This is a genomic window from Sneathiella glossodoripedis JCM 23214, assembly GCF_000616095.1.
Lineage (GTDB): Bacteria > Pseudomonadota > Alphaproteobacteria > Sneathiellales > Sneathiellaceae > Sneathiella > Sneathiella glossodoripedis.
In genome coordinates this window covers 84,450-98,255 of record NZ_BAMS01000001.1, presented here as the reverse complement: position 1 = coordinate 98,255, position 13,806 = coordinate 84,450, and the positions used below count along the sequence as shown (strand labels likewise).

Here is a 13,806-nt window from a genome sequence, read left to right as displayed (position 1 = left end):
GTTAAGCTATGGCATTGAAAATCCGCCTTACCCGTCAGGGTGCTAAGAAGCGTCCCTTCTACCGTATCGTAGTTGCAGACGCTCGTAGCCCTCGTGATGGTCGGTATATTGAAATTGTTGGTACATACAATCCAATGCTTGAAAAAGGCAGCGAAGAGCGTGTGAAGATCAACGAAGATCGTATCAAACATTGGGTTAGCCAGGGTGCTCAACCAACCGATCGTGTAGCCAAGTTTATGGCAGATGCAGGCATCGGTGAGAAAGTGGTTCGCAATAATCCAATTAAAGCGAAGCCAAAAGCTAAAGCTCAGGAACGTCTGAAAGAAGCTGAAATGGCTGCTCAGGAAGCTGCTGAAGCTGCCGCAGCCGCTGCTGCAGAGGCTGAAGCCCCTGCAGAGGAAGCCGCTGAAGCTTAAGGTTGACCGGTATGGCTGATGCGGATCGGTTGCTGCTCGGTGTGATTGCCGGGCCGAAAGGTGTTAGAGGGGAGATGAAAGTAAAAACTTTCACGGAAAACCCTGAAGACATTGCAGCCTACGGTCAGTTGGAAAGCAAGGACGGACATCAAAAATTTGATGTGAAGTTGGTGGGCTTTTCGAAACATATGCCGGTTATTCGGATTAAGGGTGTTTCGGATCGGAATAAGGCAGAAGCCTGAAAGGGCAGGAGCTTTATGTAAAACGTGAGAAGCTACCCGAGCTTGAGGATGAAGACGAATTCTATCACGCTGATCTGGTTGGATTGGATGTGATATTTGAAGACGGAACCCGATACGGAAAAATTCTGCGTCTGCATGATTATGGAGGCGGAGATATTGTGGAAATCGTTCCGGAGGGAAAGGGGCAGAAAGCGAGTGTTCTGGTTCCTTTTACAAAAGAAATGGTTCCCACGGTTGATATGACCCAAGGGCATATTGTCATCGATTTGCCTGAAGATTTTTTTGAAGTTCCCAAGCGGGAAAGTACGGAAAAGTCTGAAGATGAATCGCAAATGAGCGCGGATCACTGATGACGCGTGAAGCTGAAAATGAGGCTCAAGAAGGCAGTTCCAGCTGGAGCGCGCATGTTTTGACCCTCTATCCGGATATGTTTCCAGGTCCACTTGGCCATTCATTGGCTGGTAGGGGGCTGGAAAATGGGGCCTGGGAATTGCAGGTAACCAATATTCGGGATTATTCAGTTGGCAGGCATCACACTGTTGATGACAGCCCTTTTGGTGGCGGAGCCGGCATGGTCATGCGACCTGATGTATTGGGAAATGCAATTGATGCGGCGAGGGTCGCATCTGGCGAAGAGAAGCGATTGATGTATTTCAGCCCCCGAGGGCGGGTCTTGGACCAGCAATTTGTTCGGGAAGTGGCACAGGGGCCAGGGGTTATTCTGGTGTGTGGCAGGTTTGAAGGAATTGATCAGCGAGTGCTTGATGCTCGAGATGTGGAAGAAGTCTCTCTAGGGGATTTCATTCTTTCGGGCGGCGAGGTTGCAGCATTGGCACTGTTGGATGCTGTGGTTCGATTGTTACCTGGTGTGACCGGGAATCAGTCGTCACTTGAAGAAGAAAGTTTTGAGACCGGGTTGTTGGAATATCCTCATTATACCCGGCCTGCGATCTGGGAAGGTCGTGAAGTCCCGGAGGTTTTACTCTCCGGGCATCATGAAAGGATCAAGGAGTGGCGGCAACACTGCTCCGAAGAATTGACGAAACAACGGCGAGCGGACCTTTGGGCCCGTTGGTCAGATGAAAAACTGAAATGAAGGTGAAAGCTATGAATACAATTCAAAAGCTAGAGCAAGAGCAGATTGAAAAGCTGACAGCTGAGCGTGGTGTACCGGACTTCCGTGCTGGTGATACACTGAAAGTTCACGTGAAAGTTGTTGAAGGAACACGTGAGCGTATTCAGGTGTTTGAAGGCGTTTGTATTGCGCGCAACTCTGGTGGCATTAACGCGAACTTTACGGTTCGTAAAATTTCATACGGTGAGGGTGTGGAACGTGTTTTCCCACTTTATTCACCACGTATCGACAAAATTGAAGTCGTTCGCCAGGGTATTGTTCGCCGCTCCAAGCTTTACTATCTGCGTGAACTGCGCGGTAAGAAAGCTCGTATTCGCGAGCGTCGTGAAGATCGCGGCACGAAAGCAGCTGCTAAATAAATTTCCCCCTGATCCAGTGATGGGGTAAAATAATCCGGCGCGGATTCTCCGCGCCGGACAACGCATAATAATGACTAATACCTGCTCAGAGAGGGACACGAAAATGGGTGCACCGAAAACCCTGTATGACAAAATTTGGGACAGTCACCTGGTTGATGTTCAGGAAGATGGCGGATGCCTGCTTTATATTGATCGTCACCTTGTTCACGAAGTCACCAGCCCACAGGCTTTCGAGGGCCTGCGAGTTGCTGGCAGAAAGGTTCGCCGTCCCGATGCGACATTTGCCGTTGCTGATCATAATGTCCCAACAAAAGATTTACATCTGGGTATCGTCGATCCGGAAAGCAAACTTCAGGTTGAAACCCTTGAAGCGAACGTGAAGGAATTCGGTGTAAACTATTTTTCCATGACCGATGATCGTCGCGGGATTGTGCACATTATCGGCCCTGAGCAGGGGCTAACGTTACCGGGGATGACAATTGTTTGCGGTGACAGCCATACATCTACTCACGGTGCCTTTGGTGCACTTGCCCATGGTATTGGAACTTCCGAAGTTGAACATGTTTTGGCTACACAGACGCTCATTCAATCCAAAGCCAAAAATATGCGGGTTTTGGTAAACGGCAAATTACCAGTGGGCGTGACAGCAAAAGATTTGGCATTGGCCATCATTGGTAAAATCGGAACTGCAGGTGGTACCGGTTGCGTGATTGAATATGCAGGTGAAGCCGTTCGTTCGCTGTCAATGGAAGGGCGCATGACCTTGTGCAACCTGACGATCGAGGCAGGTGCGCGTGCTGGTCTCATCGCTCCTGATGAAACGACTTTTGAGTATATTAAAGGCCGCCCATACGCACCAAAAGCCGGTGCATATGAGCAGGCAGTTGCCTATTGGAAAACGCTTGTAACCGATGAGGGTGCTTCATTTGACAAAGAAGTGGTGATGGATGCGTCAGAAATTACGCCATATGTCACTTGGGGAACCAGCCCTGAAGATGCGCTGCCGATCAGTGCTACTGTTCCGGCACCTTCAGATTTTGCGGATGCGGGAAAACAGGCCGCAGCAGAACGGGCGCTCAAGTATATGGGCCTTACGGCAGGCATGAAATTGACCGATATTGAAGTCGACCACGTTTTCGTTGGCTCGTGTACAAATGGCCGGATTGAAGATTTGCGGGCCGTCGCTGAGGTGGTCAAAGGGCGTAAAGTTAAAGACAGCGTAAATGCGATAATCGTTCCAGGCTCAGGTTTGGTGAAAATCCAGGCAGAAGAAGAAGGCCTGGATAAGATTTTCACCGAAGCTGGATTTGAATGGCGGGAGCCCGGTTGTTCAATGTGCTTGGCGATGAACGCTGACCGTCTTGATGAAGGTGATCGTTGTGCATCTACTTCAAACCGGAATTTTGAAGGTCGCCAAGGCCGGGGTGGTCGCACCCATTTGGTGAGCCCTGCAATGGCAGCAGCGGCGGCAATCACCGGTCACTTGACTGATGTTCGGACGCTGGACTAAGGGGAACAGAAAATGGAAAAATTCACAACACTTTCCGGTGTCGCAGCACCTATGCCACTTGTTAATATTGATACTGACATGATTATTCCGAAACAGTATCTGAAAACCATTCAACGTGCGGGCCTTGGCAAGAATTTGTTTGCTGAAATGCGCTATAACAATGACGGCAGTGAGATCGAGGATTTTGTTCTTAATAAAGCCGCTTACAGGTCTGCCCAAATTCTTGTGGCAGGAGATAATTTTGGCTGTGGGTCAAGTCGTGAGCATGCGCCTTGGGCTTTGGCTGATTTTGGCATTCGCTGCGTAATTTCGACTTCTTTTGCCGATATCTTTTATAACAACTGTTTTAAGAACGGCATTTTACCAATAAAGGTTAGTCAGGAAGAGTTGGATAAGCTGCTTGACGATGCGGAGCGGGGATCCAACGCAACGATGACCGTTGATCTTCCCGCTCAGGAAATCAAAGGCCCAGACGGCGGAACGATCAAGTTTGAAATTGATCCGTTCCGTAAGCATTGCCTGTTGAACGGGCTGGATGAAGTTGGTCTGACATTGCAAAAAGCAGGTAAAGTTGACAGCTTCGAAGATAAGCAAAAACTTTCGCAACCCTGGTTGCACGTATAACAAAAGTAACAAGAGAGCATATGCTCCGATACACTACAGGATAGGAACACTGATATGGCGTCTAATAAGTCACTCCTGATTTTGCCCGGAGACGGTATTGGCCCGGAAGCAATGACTGAAGTGCGCCGGATTGTCGACTGGATGGAAGACAACCGGGCTGTGAAATTTGATGTGGATGAAGATCTGGTGGGCGGATCTTCTATTGATGCACACGGTGTTCCAATTACAGACGCAGTTGTGGAAAAGGCCCAAAAAGTAGACGCTGTTCTGCTTGGTGCTGTAGGCGGGCCCAAATGGGATAATCTTGATTTTTCCATTAAGCCTGAACGTGGTCTATTACGTTTACGCAAAGATTTGCAGTTATACGCAAATTTACGGCCTGCCATTTGCTTTGATGCGCTGGTAGATGCCTCCAGTTTGAAGCCTGAACTGGTATCCGGTCTGGATATTATGATCGTTCGTGAATTGACCGGCGGTGTTTATTTCGGTGAGCCACGTGGCATCGAAGATCTGGGTAACGGTGTTCGCAAAGGTGTGAATACTCAGGTTTATACAACACCAGAAATTCACCGGGTTGCACGCGTTGCATTCGAACTTGCGCAGAAACGAAATGGTCGCGTTGTCTCCAGTGAAAAAGCAAACGTTATGGAAAGCGGCGTATTGTGGCGTGAGGAAGTCATAAAGATACACGAAGCAGAATTTCCGGATGTTGAGCTTAGCCACATGTATGCAGACAATGCTGCCATGCAGCTTGTACGTGAGCCAAAGCAGTTTGATGTGATCGTAACAGATAACCTGTTCGGCGATATTCTCTCAGATTGTGCGGCTATGCTGACAGGCTCACTGGGTATGTTGCCATCTGCATCTTTGGGTGACGTGGATGAATTTGGTCGTCGCAAGGCATTATATGAGCCAGTGCATGGTTCAGCGCCTGATATTGCGGGTGAAAACAAAGCTAATCCTATTGCAACCATTCTGTCCTATGCTATGGCGTTGCGTTATAGCTTCGATATGGGCGGAGAAGCGGATCTGGTCGAAACTGCTGTTCAGAATGTTCTGGCGAGCGGTATACGGACCGGCGATATCATGTCCGAGGGCATGACAATGGTGTCAACCACAGAAATGGGCGATGCCATTTTACGCGAACTTGATAAAATCAGTAACTGACACTACGTACAGTTCGCATCTTAAAACTAGAAAATGCCTGGGGCGGTGATCTTACCGCCAGGGCGGAAAGTGAATGAAAGTTAATATCATGGGATACAATGTTGCTGTTGTCGGCGCTACAGGTAATGTAGGCCGTGAAATGCTGAATATTCTCCACGAACGTCAATTCCCGGTTGCCAAGGTAACGGCGCTTGCATCAAAACGTTCAACGGGTAAACAGGTTTCATTCGGCGACAAGACCCTGACGGTGGAAAACCTGGATGGTTTTGACTTCACAGGTTACGACTTCGCGCTTTTTTCGGCTGGTGGATCCATATCAGAAAAATATGCACCAGTTGCGGCATCTCAGGGCTGTATCGTGATAGATAATTCTTCGCATTATCGGATGGACCCGGATGTTCCGCTGATTGTGCCAGAGGTTAATCCTCAGGCTGCGGCTGGATATACCAAGAAAAACATCATTGCCAATCCCAATTGTTCGACGGCTCAATTGGTTGTAGCGTTAAAACCTTTGCATGACCGCGCCAAAATCAAACGGGTCGTTGTGTCAACTTACCAATCGGTATCTGGCGCAGGCAATGAAGCTATGGATGAGCTGTTTAATCAGACTAAGGGAATGTTTGTTCACGATGAACCGACACCTGCAAATTTCACCAAGCAGATTGCCTTCAATGTGATTCCGCATATCGATGTGTTCATGGATGATCGGTACACGAAGGAAGAGTGGAAAATGATGGTGGAGACGAAGAAAATCGTCGACAGTTCCATCAAGCTGAGCGCGACTTGCGTCCGCGTACCGGTATTCGTAGGGCATGCGGAAAGTGTTAACATTGAATTTGAAAATGAACTTGGTGCTGATGAAGCGCGGGATATTTTGCGCGAGGCACCTGGTATCATGGTGGTCGATAACCCCGATGAAAATGGTTACGTGACGCCTGTTGAATGTGTAGGTGACTATGCGACTTTCATTTCCCGGATCAGAGATGATCACACCGCGGATAATGCGATTAATTTGTGGTGTGTATCCGATAATTTGCGTAAAGGGGCGGCGCTCAATACAGTTCAAATCGCAGAGCTTGTCGGGCGTGAGTATCTGAAAAAAGCCGCATAAGTTAAGTTCGATAGTTTCTAATAAGAGCCGCTCCAATTGGGGCGGCTTTTTTTTGGGGCTCATTTAAACAGTAAACTTATTTGTCAGGTAAAAGGCAAAAGAAAGAATTTTTGGTTGGCAAAAATTACTAAAGACGGCATTTTCTCGTAACTATGTTGCGTTGCAGCAATTTTCCGGTATGATGCGTTCAAAAACAATAAAGATTATGCATCATACTGGAGAGTTTCTATGCCGAAATCCCTACGTCCTCGCCGTTCAGTTCTTTACATGCCCGGTTCAAATGCTCGTGCTCAGGAGAAAGCAAAAGGCTTGTCAGCTGATGGGCTGATTTTGGATTTGGAAGATGCTGTGGCACCCGCATCCAAAAAGGAAGCCCGTGAAATCGTGTGTGCCAACGCAGCAAGTGGTGATTATGGCAAGCGGGAAATTATCATTCGAGTTAATGGATTGGATACAGAATGGGGGCGTGATGATATTATCGCAGCTTCCAAAGCGGGCCCGGATGCAATCCTTCTTCCTAAAGTAGAAAGTACCGCACAAATCCATGAAATGGAAAAGCTTATGGCGGATGCAGGTGCACCTGATAGGACGAGCATTTGGTGCATGATGGAGACGCCACTTGGTATTTTAAGGGCAGAGGAAATTGCGGGGGCATCTGATCGAATAGACTGTTTTGTGATGGGAACATCGGATTTGGTTAAAGACCTGCAGGCGCAGCATACTTCGATGCGCCTTCCTGTTATCACATCTTTGGGGATTTGCCTTCTTGCGGGTCGCGCCTACGGGTTGACGGTTCTGGATGGCGTTTATCTTGATTTAGCAGATGAGGAAGGGTTTAGGGCCTCCTGTGTTCAAGGATTGGAGCTTGGCTTCGACGGAAAAACTCTCATTCACCCCAAACAACTTGACGCAAGCAACGAGGTTTTTGCACCTTCTGAACAGGAGGTAACCTATTCGCGGCGTGTAATTGAGGCGTTTGAAGAGGCCGAAAAAGAGGGCAAAGGTGTAGTGCTTGTTGATGGCAAGCTTGTAGAAAATCTACACGTGGAAATCGCCAGAGCGAAAGTTGCCATGGCTGAAGCTATCGCCCAGATGCAGGCCTGAGGAGAACTAGAATGTCCAAATCAAAAACCAATCCCGGGAATTATTTTGAAGATTTCAAGTTGGGTCAGGTGCTCAATCATGCGACGCCTAGAACAATTACTGAGGGGGATGTTTCGCTCTACACTGCGCTTTACGGGAGCCGCTTTGCACTGCAATCCGCAGATAGCTTTGCAATAGATTGTGGTTTGCAGGCTGCTCCGGTCGATGATCTGCTGGTATTTCATATTGTGTTTGGCAAAACTGTTCCGGATATTTCACTAAACGCGGTTGCTAATCTGGGTTATGCAGATGTCAAATTTATTGCACCTGTGTATCCCGGAGACAGTGTGCAGACCACTTCAGAGGTGATTGGTCTTAAAGAAAATTCCAATGGTAAAACAGGCGTCGTTTACGTGCGCTCAACTGGTGTCAATCAGATGGGTGAGGTGGTTCTTGATTACGTACGTTGGGTTATGGTGCGAAAAAATAATATTGACGCGCCTGCACCAGAAACTGTTATCCCGCAACTGCCTGATGTTGTTGAACCAGATCAGTTTGTTTTGCCACCTGATTTAAACCTTGCCCAGTATGATACTGTTCTAGCTGGTTCCCCTTACGTTTATGATGACTATGAAATCGGTGAAAAAATTGACCATGTCGATGGCATGACGATTGAAGAGGCCGAACATATGATTGCAACTCGTCTTTATCAGAATACAGCGAAAGTTCATTTTAATCAGCATATGATGAAAGATGACAGAATGGGCAAAAGGCTCATTTATGGGGGGCACATTATTTCATTGGCACGTGCGCTTTCCTTCAATGGGTTGGCAAATGCGATTTTTGTCGCCGCTATCAATGCAGGGTCACATACGGCACCGACCTTTGCCGGTGATACAATTTATGCCTGGAGTGAGGTACTGGATAAATCGGATTTGCCAGAGCATACTGATCTGGGTGCGCTTAGATTACGTACACTGGCGGTCAAGAACAGATCTTGTGCTGATTTTCCAGATAAAGCAGAAGACGGGTCCCGAAATTCAGATGTTGTTCTTGATTTGGATTACTGGGTGATATTGCCAAAATCTTCAGTTACGGTATAAAAGGCATGCAAATTGTAAAGGTTGTGTTGACTAAAGCTTTTCTGTTTCTACAATCCGTGCAAAAAATAAAAGATCAAGTAACTCATTGATAGCTTAGCTAGAGAGATATCCATGGCGAATATAGAACGACCGTTATCGCCGCATCTGCAGATATACAAGCCGCAGATCACGATGGTAACATCCATCACCCACCGCATCACTGGTGTTGCGCTTGGTGTTGGTACCCTTCTGTTAGCGTGGTGGCTAATTGCCGCTGCAACGGGCCCCGAAGCTTATGAAGTGGTCAGCCAGTTTTTGGCGTCCTGGTTCGGCCGCCTTGTGATGTTTGGCTTTACCTGGGCACTTTTCTATCATCTGTGCAATGGAATTCGCCATCTGTTTTGGGATGCTGGTAAAGGATTTGAACTGCCAACAATGCGCAAGACCGGCATGGCTGCAATCATTGCATCAGTTGTGCTGACCTTGCTGACCTGGGTAGTTGCTTATGGAATTGGAGGCTGATCATGGGAATGAGAACTCCGCTTAAGAATGTGCGCGGCCTAGGCTCAGCGAAAGAGGGCACTACGCATTGGTGGCATCAAAAAGTCACTGCTGTAGCTCTGGTGCCGTTGTTTGTAATTGCGCTTGCGTATGTGATTGCATTGGTGGGCGCTGATTATGAACGCGTCCGATATATACTTGGTCTTCCATTTACATCTGTCATTCTCCTGCTGTTGATAGGTGTGACTTTTTACCACCTCAAACTCGGTTTGCAGGTTGTAATCGAAGATTATATTCACACTGAGAGTACAAAAATTGTCGTTCTTTTGCTGAACACTTTTTTCTGTGCTGTTGTTGGTCTTGCCTCAGCGCTGGCCGTAATCAAGCTGGCCCTCGGGGGGTAGAGTAAAATGTCTGAAGCTTATCCAATTATTGAACACGAATATGACGTGGTGGTTGTTGGCGCCGGCGGCGCAGGCCTCCGCGCAACGATGGGAATGGCGCAGGCTGGATTGAAAACAGCCGCAGTCACTAAAGTTTTCCCGACACGCTCTCACACGGTTGCTGCGCAGGGTGGTATTTCTGCATCTCTCGGCAATATGGGTGAAGATAACTGGCAATGGCATATGTATGACACAGTCAAGGGATCTGACTGGCTGGGTGATCAGGATGCAATTGAATATATGTGCCGTGAAGCTCCTAAAGCAGTTTTGGAGCTGGAGCAGTTCGGTATGCCGTTTTCCCGGACTGAAGAGGGCAAGATTTATCAGCGCGCTTTTGGTGGAATGACCACGCAATTTGGCGAAGGCCCAGCCGCGCAGCGCACCTGTGCTGCGGCTGATCGGACCGGCCATGCCATGTTGCACACACTTTATAGTCAGTCGCTAAAGTATGACACTGATTTCTATATTGAATATTTCGCGCTTGACCTGATTATGGATAAAGACGGTGCCTGTAAGGGTGTCCTTTGTCTGTGTCTGGAAGATGGTACATTGCATTTGTTCCGCTCACATATGGTTGTATTGGCAACCGGCGGATTCGGGCGCGCATATTTCTCATGTACATCTGCCCATACCTGTACAGGTGACGGGGGTGGTATGGTTCTGCGTGCAGGCTTGCCCCTTCAGGACATGGAGTTTACTCAATTCCATCCTACTGGAATTTATGGCGCTGGATGTCTGATTACTGAAGGCGTTCGAGGTGAAGGTGGTTATCTGGTAAATGGCGAAGGTGAGCGTTTCATGGAACGTTATGCGCCAAGCGCCAAAGATTTGGCCAGCCGTGATGTTGTAAGCCGTTCCATGACCATGGAAATTCGTGAAGGTCGTGGTGTTGGTAGTCGGAAAGATCATATTTATCTGCATCTTGATCATCTTGATCAGGCAATGATTGAAGAACGCCTTCCAGGTATTTCCGAGAGCGCTCGAATTTTCGCAGGCGTTGATGTGAATAAGGAGCCAATTCCGGTTATTCCGACAGTTCACTACAACATGGGCGGTATCCCAACCAACTATCATGGGGAGGTTGTTGATCTTAAAGGCGACAATCCGGATGCAATCGTCCCAGGCCTGATGGCTGTGGGTGAAGCTGCTTGTGTGTCGGTTCACGGGGCTAACCGCCTTGGATCAAACTCGTTGATCGACTTGGTTGTGTTTGGACGTGCAGCAGCACTGCGGGCTAAAGACATTATTAAGACCGGTCAAGCACATGCGCCGCTTGCTGCGGATGCGTGTGATGCAGCATTGGCTCGTCTGGACGGCTTCCGGCATGCAAATGGTGGACAATCAACTGCCCAGATTAGAGACAAGATGCAACGGGTTATGCAAGATGACTGTGCGGTGTTTCGTACGGGTGAAACCCTTAAAGAAGGCGTTGAGAAAATTGGTGAAGTTGAAAAGCAGATGTCTGACATCAAGACAACTGACCGCTCACTTGTTTGGAACTCCGATTTGGTTGAGACCCTTGAGCTCGACAATTTGATCCGTCAGGCGGTTGTTTCCATGACAGCGGCTGAAAACCGCAAGGAAAGCCGTGGTGCTCATGCGCGTGAAGACTTCCCTGATCGGGATGATGAAAACTGGATGAAGCACACACTCACTTTTCACAGTGATGCGGAAGGTGTACGGATAGATTATCGTCCGGTTCATACTTATACGCTCACAGATGAAATCGATTACATTAAACCCAAAGCCCGGGTTTACTAAGAGTTAGGGAAGTTAGAAATGGTAGAACTGGCATTACCCAAAAATTCGAGAGTAGGCACCGGCAAGACCCATCCAAAACCGGAAGGGGCGACCAATACAAAGACATTTAATGTATATCGCTGGTCACCGGATGACGCTGAAAACCCGCGCATCGATACGTATTATGTGGATCTGGATGACTGTGGTCCCATGATCCTGGACGGGTTGATCAAGATCAAGAATGAGATTGACCCGGGATTGACATTTCGCAGGTCCTGCCGGGAAGGTATTTGTGGATCATGCGCCATGAATATCAACGGTACCAATACGTTGGCATGCACTAAAGGTATGGATGAGGTCGATGGCGACATCAATATTTATCCACTGCCGCATCAACCCGTGGTGAAGGACCTTGTGCCGGATCTGACGAACTTTTATGCGCAATATGCTTCAATTAAGCCTTGGATGCAGACACAAACCCCGCCGCCGCCAGACCGCGAACGCCTCCAATCTAAGGAGGATCGTGAAAAACTGGATGGTTTGTATGAATGTATTCTGTGCGCATGTTGTTCTACATCCTGCCCAAGCTACTGGTGGAACTCAGACCGTTTTCTGGGTCCAGCTATCTTACTACAAGCCTATCGCTGGCTTGCAGATAGCCGCGATGAATTCACTGGGGAGCGCTTGGATAACCTCGAAGACCCGTTCCGTCTATATCGCTGTCATACAATCATGAACTGCGCAAACACTTGCCCCAAAGGCTTGAACCCAGCCAAGGCAATTGCAGAGATCAAAAAAATGATGGTCGAACGTCGCGGATAACGACGACCGTTATAAGCAATTTAGGGGCTGCCTTCGGGCGGCCTTTTTTGTTCTTTTTCATAATAGTCGAGAATATGATGAAAAAGCTGTTCTCGTACTTGGTCGGTTGCGCCCGCGGCGACATCTACATACTTATTGTTGTGAAGAATTTGTAGAAAATTGAGATCATCGTCTCTAATCAATCGTGTTTTTAAAGCATCTTTACTGTTGATTTTGAATATTCTTTGTCTGTTGTTTTTAAGTTGACGATAGAAGTTGGAGATACTTTTTGTGTATCGGATAGGATAAGTTCCGGTATGTATCTGTAGTTGATCAGGGAGCAGCTTTAAAATTTCCTGACGCTTTGGTCGAAATGTTAAAAATAACAAGTAAAACGGGTAAAGAATCGCTAAAAAAAGGGTCAGGCAAACGAAAATATAGTAAATCAAACCTACTACATTCTTTACATTATTTGTTGCGTTCAGGCTTATATTAAGAAACATTCCAATAGTTCCTATCAAAGTGATAGAAAATAAAATAATAACTATGGAATTAATGGTGTGTTTTCTTGTTGGTATTGAGATCGTTTCGTGTGAATCTGTTTTGTGGTAATTTATATTTCCAGAGGGCATTATAATTTATTGACTGAATGTTAAGTTGTGCTTACGAAATGTCTTAAATGTAACACTAAATGTGAGAATTTTTGAAGAAGCAAATTCAATTAATTTTTACGTCATGTAATCAAAAGGCTGCCTTCGGGCGGCCTTTTTTATTGGCTTGAAAGCAATTTGTTGATTAGTCAAACTAGCCAAAAGGGGGGGGAAATGCAGGGTTATATGCTGGCGCAATTAATGGACGGGATGTCTCTTGGAGGTGTGTTGTTAATTGTGCTTCCGATGACTGTCCTCATTGCCTGGTTTACCGGGCGTCGATGGTATCTGCGTTTAACCTTGTTGCTGCTTATTTTTATGAGTTTTCCCATCATAGGTAAGATGGTACTGCGCCCCATCGATATTGGCGTTCGCTTGGAAGTCGCTCAGTCGCAACTAATAGCCGGGGAAGTGGATGCAATTGCAGTTATCGCGGCTGGCGGACATCAGGACCCCACAACTAAAGAAGTGCTTCCGTCTATAACTTCTTTTACCAGAGTGATGCGCGCCCAAAAGCTGGTTGAGCAATTGAAAGTGCCGCTGCTGATATCCGGATCGGATCAGGATGGCGCTAGTGAGTTGCCATTTCTTGTGAGTAAATTGGAACTTGAAACACGCTTACTATTGTCTTTTGGCGCAGGAGGAACAGCTGAGCATGCTGCCAACATCAGCAGGTTGTTGAAGTCAGAGCAGCTGAACAAGGTTGTTGTGTTCGTTTCAGGCATACATGCTTTTCGGACACGAGCTGCGTTAGTCAAGCAAGGTGTGGATGTGCGGATGGTAATTGTTGGAATTAATGACAGTTCCCTGGGGTCAGCCGATTTAGTTCCAGGATTTGACGGATTTTATTACTGGAAACATGCTCTTAAGGAATATGTCGGGCTTACGGTTTATTATTGGAAAGGATTGATCTGATTAATTGGCTCTATATTTTCTTGTAGA

Annotated in this window: 17 protein-coding genes; 16 read left to right on the top strand and 1 reads right to left on the bottom strand. The window is 47.3% G+C overall.

The window, feature by feature from the left end:
* Positions 1-8 precede the first annotated feature (8 nt).
* From rpsP to JCM23214_RS00410, 15 genes are all read left to right on the top strand, one after another.
* The gene (rpsP, locus tag JCM23214_RS26350; RefSeq protein ID WP_025896930.1) at positions 9-416 is read left to right on the top strand and encodes a 30S ribosomal protein S16; all 408 of its coding nucleotides are present in this window, start codon (positions 9-11) and stop codon (positions 414-416) included.
* 11 nt (positions 417-427) lie between these two features.
* Positions 428-658, top strand: coding sequence for a hypothetical protein (locus tag JCM23214_RS23580; RefSeq protein ID WP_051547970.1), 231 nt, complete (start codon positions 428-430; stop codon positions 656-658).
* Positions 655-1,008, top strand: a complete 354-nt coding sequence (rimM, locus tag JCM23214_RS23575; RefSeq protein ID WP_084264477.1) for a ribosome maturation factor RimM — start codon at positions 655-657, stop codon at positions 1,006-1,008. The genes JCM23214_RS23580 and rimM overlap by 4 nt, the downstream gene beginning before the upstream one ends.
* The gene (trmD, locus tag JCM23214_RS00465) at positions 1,008-1,754 is read left to right on the top strand and encodes a tRNA (guanosine(37)-N1)-methyltransferase TrmD (RefSeq protein WP_025896929.1); all 747 of its coding nucleotides are present in this window, start codon (positions 1,008-1,010) and stop codon (positions 1,752-1,754) included. The genes rimM and trmD overlap by 1 nt, the downstream gene beginning before the upstream one ends.
* An 11-nt stretch (positions 1,755-1,765) precedes the next feature.
* Complete coding sequence (gene rplS, locus JCM23214_RS00460) at positions 1,766-2,152, top strand: 50S ribosomal protein L19 (RefSeq protein WP_025896928.1); 387 nt, start codon at positions 1,766-1,768, stop codon at positions 2,150-2,152.
* Between the two features lie 103 nt (positions 2,153-2,255).
* Positions 2,256-3,662 carry a 3-isopropylmalate dehydratase large subunit gene (gene leuC / locus JCM23214_RS00455; RefSeq protein ID WP_025896927.1) on the top strand — a complete coding sequence of 469 codons (1,407 nt, stop codon included), beginning with the start codon at positions 2,256-2,258 and terminating at the stop codon, positions 3,660-3,662.
* Between the two features lie 12 nt (positions 3,663-3,674).
* Positions 3,675-4,286: a 3-isopropylmalate dehydratase small subunit gene (gene leuD / locus JCM23214_RS00450; RefSeq protein ID WP_025896925.1), complete on the top strand. Its 612-nt coding sequence runs from the start codon at positions 3,675-3,677 to the stop codon at positions 4,284-4,286.
* A gap of 54 nt (positions 4,287-4,340) precedes the next feature.
* The gene (gene leuB / locus JCM23214_RS00445) at positions 4,341-5,453 is read left to right on the top strand and encodes a 3-isopropylmalate dehydrogenase (protein ID WP_025896923.1); all 1,113 of its coding nucleotides are present in this window, start codon (positions 4,341-4,343) and stop codon (positions 5,451-5,453) included.
* Positions 5,454-5,541: 88 nt separating this feature from the next.
* A complete protein-coding gene (locus JCM23214_RS00440; protein ID WP_025896921.1) occupies positions 5,542-6,564 on the top strand; it encodes an aspartate-semialdehyde dehydrogenase in 1,023 nt (340 codons plus the stop codon).
* 228 nt (positions 6,565-6,792) lie between these two features.
* A complete protein-coding gene (locus JCM23214_RS00435; protein WP_025896920.1) occupies positions 6,793-7,668 on the top strand; it encodes an HpcH/HpaI aldolase/citrate lyase family protein in 876 nt (291 codons plus the stop codon).
* A gap of 11 nt (positions 7,669-7,679) precedes the next feature.
* Positions 7,680-8,750: a MaoC family dehydratase gene (locus JCM23214_RS00430; protein ID WP_025896919.1), complete on the top strand. Its 1,071-nt coding sequence runs from the start codon at positions 7,680-7,682 to the stop codon at positions 8,748-8,750.
* A gap of 111 nt (positions 8,751-8,861) precedes the next feature.
* A complete protein-coding gene (gene sdhC / locus JCM23214_RS00425) occupies positions 8,862-9,251 on the top strand; it encodes a succinate dehydrogenase, cytochrome b556 subunit (RefSeq protein ID WP_025896918.1) in 390 nt (129 codons plus the stop codon).
* 2 nt (positions 9,252-9,253) lie between these two features.
* Positions 9,254-9,634 carry a succinate dehydrogenase, hydrophobic membrane anchor protein gene (gene sdhD / locus JCM23214_RS00420; RefSeq protein ID WP_025896917.1) on the top strand — a complete coding sequence of 127 codons (381 nt, stop codon included), beginning with the start codon at positions 9,254-9,256 and terminating at the stop codon, positions 9,632-9,634.
* Positions 9,635-9,640: 6 nt separating this feature from the next.
* The gene (sdhA, locus tag JCM23214_RS00415) at positions 9,641-11,434 is read left to right on the top strand and encodes a succinate dehydrogenase flavoprotein subunit (protein ID WP_025896915.1); all 1,794 of its coding nucleotides are present in this window, start codon (positions 9,641-9,643) and stop codon (positions 11,432-11,434) included.
* 18 nt (positions 11,435-11,452) lie between these two features.
* Entirely contained in the window at positions 11,453-12,235 is a 783-nt protein-coding gene (locus tag JCM23214_RS00410) for a succinate dehydrogenase iron-sulfur subunit (RefSeq protein ID WP_025896914.1), read from the top strand.
* Positions 12,236-12,255: 20 nt separating this feature from the next.
* Here the strand turns inward: JCM23214_RS00410 and JCM23214_RS00405 are convergent, their stop codons facing one another.
* Entirely contained in the window at positions 12,256-12,717 is a 462-nt protein-coding gene (locus tag JCM23214_RS00405; protein WP_025896912.1) for a hypothetical protein, read from the bottom strand.
* 321 nt (positions 12,718-13,038) lie between these two features.
* Between JCM23214_RS00405 and JCM23214_RS00400 the strand changes: the two genes are divergently transcribed.
* The gene (locus JCM23214_RS00400; protein WP_025896910.1) at positions 13,039-13,779 is read left to right on the top strand and encodes an ElyC/SanA/YdcF family protein; all 741 of its coding nucleotides are present in this window, start codon (positions 13,039-13,041) and stop codon (positions 13,777-13,779) included.
* Positions 13,780-13,806: the final 27 nt, after the last annotated feature.

What these genes read in the sequence shown, in the direction of transcription:
- rpsP (WP_025896930.1), top strand. Translation starts at nt 9, where the DNA reads ATGGCATTGAAAATCCGCCTTACCCGTCAGGGTGCTAAGAAGCGTCCC.
- JCM23214_RS23580 (WP_051547970.1), top strand. Translation starts at nt 428, where the DNA reads ATGGCTGATGCGGATCGGTTGCTGCTCGGTGTGATTGCCGGGCCGAAA.
- trmD (WP_025896929.1), top strand. Translation starts at nt 1,008, where the DNA reads ATGACGCGTGAAGCTGAAAATGAGGCTCAAGAAGGCAGTTCCAGCTGG.
- rplS (WP_025896928.1), top strand. Translation starts at nt 1,766, where the DNA reads ATGAATACAATTCAAAAGCTAGAGCAAGAGCAGATTGAAAAGCTGACA.
- leuC (WP_025896927.1), top strand. Translation starts at nt 2,256, where the DNA reads ATGGGTGCACCGAAAACCCTGTATGACAAAATTTGGGACAGTCACCTG.
- leuD (WP_025896925.1), top strand. Translation starts at nt 3,675, where the DNA reads ATGGAAAAATTCACAACACTTTCCGGTGTCGCAGCACCTATGCCACTT.
- leuB (WP_025896923.1), top strand. Translation starts at nt 4,341, where the DNA reads ATGGCGTCTAATAAGTCACTCCTGATTTTGCCCGGAGACGGTATTGGC.
- JCM23214_RS00440 (WP_025896921.1), top strand. Translation starts at nt 5,542, where the DNA reads ATGGGATACAATGTTGCTGTTGTCGGCGCTACAGGTAATGTAGGCCGT.
- JCM23214_RS00435 (WP_025896920.1), top strand. Translation starts at nt 6,793, where the DNA reads ATGCCGAAATCCCTACGTCCTCGCCGTTCAGTTCTTTACATGCCCGGT.
- JCM23214_RS00430 (WP_025896919.1), top strand. Translation starts at nt 7,680, where the DNA reads ATGTCCAAATCAAAAACCAATCCCGGGAATTATTTTGAAGATTTCAAG.
- sdhC (WP_025896918.1), top strand. Translation starts at nt 8,862, where the DNA reads ATGGCGAATATAGAACGACCGTTATCGCCGCATCTGCAGATATACAAG.
- sdhD (WP_025896917.1), top strand. Translation starts at nt 9,254, where the DNA reads ATGGGAATGAGAACTCCGCTTAAGAATGTGCGCGGCCTAGGCTCAGCG.
- sdhA (WP_025896915.1), top strand. Translation starts at nt 9,641, where the DNA reads ATGTCTGAAGCTTATCCAATTATTGAACACGAATATGACGTGGTGGTT.
- JCM23214_RS00410 (WP_025896914.1), top strand. Translation starts at nt 11,453, where the DNA reads ATGGTAGAACTGGCATTACCCAAAAATTCGAGAGTAGGCACCGGCAAG.
- JCM23214_RS00405 (WP_025896912.1), bottom strand. Translation starts at nt 12,717, where the DNA reads ATGTTTCTTAATATAAGCCTGAACGCAACAAATAATGTAAAGAATGTA.
- JCM23214_RS00400 (WP_025896910.1), top strand. Translation starts at nt 13,039, where the DNA reads ATGCAGGGTTATATGCTGGCGCAATTAATGGACGGGATGTCTCTTGGA.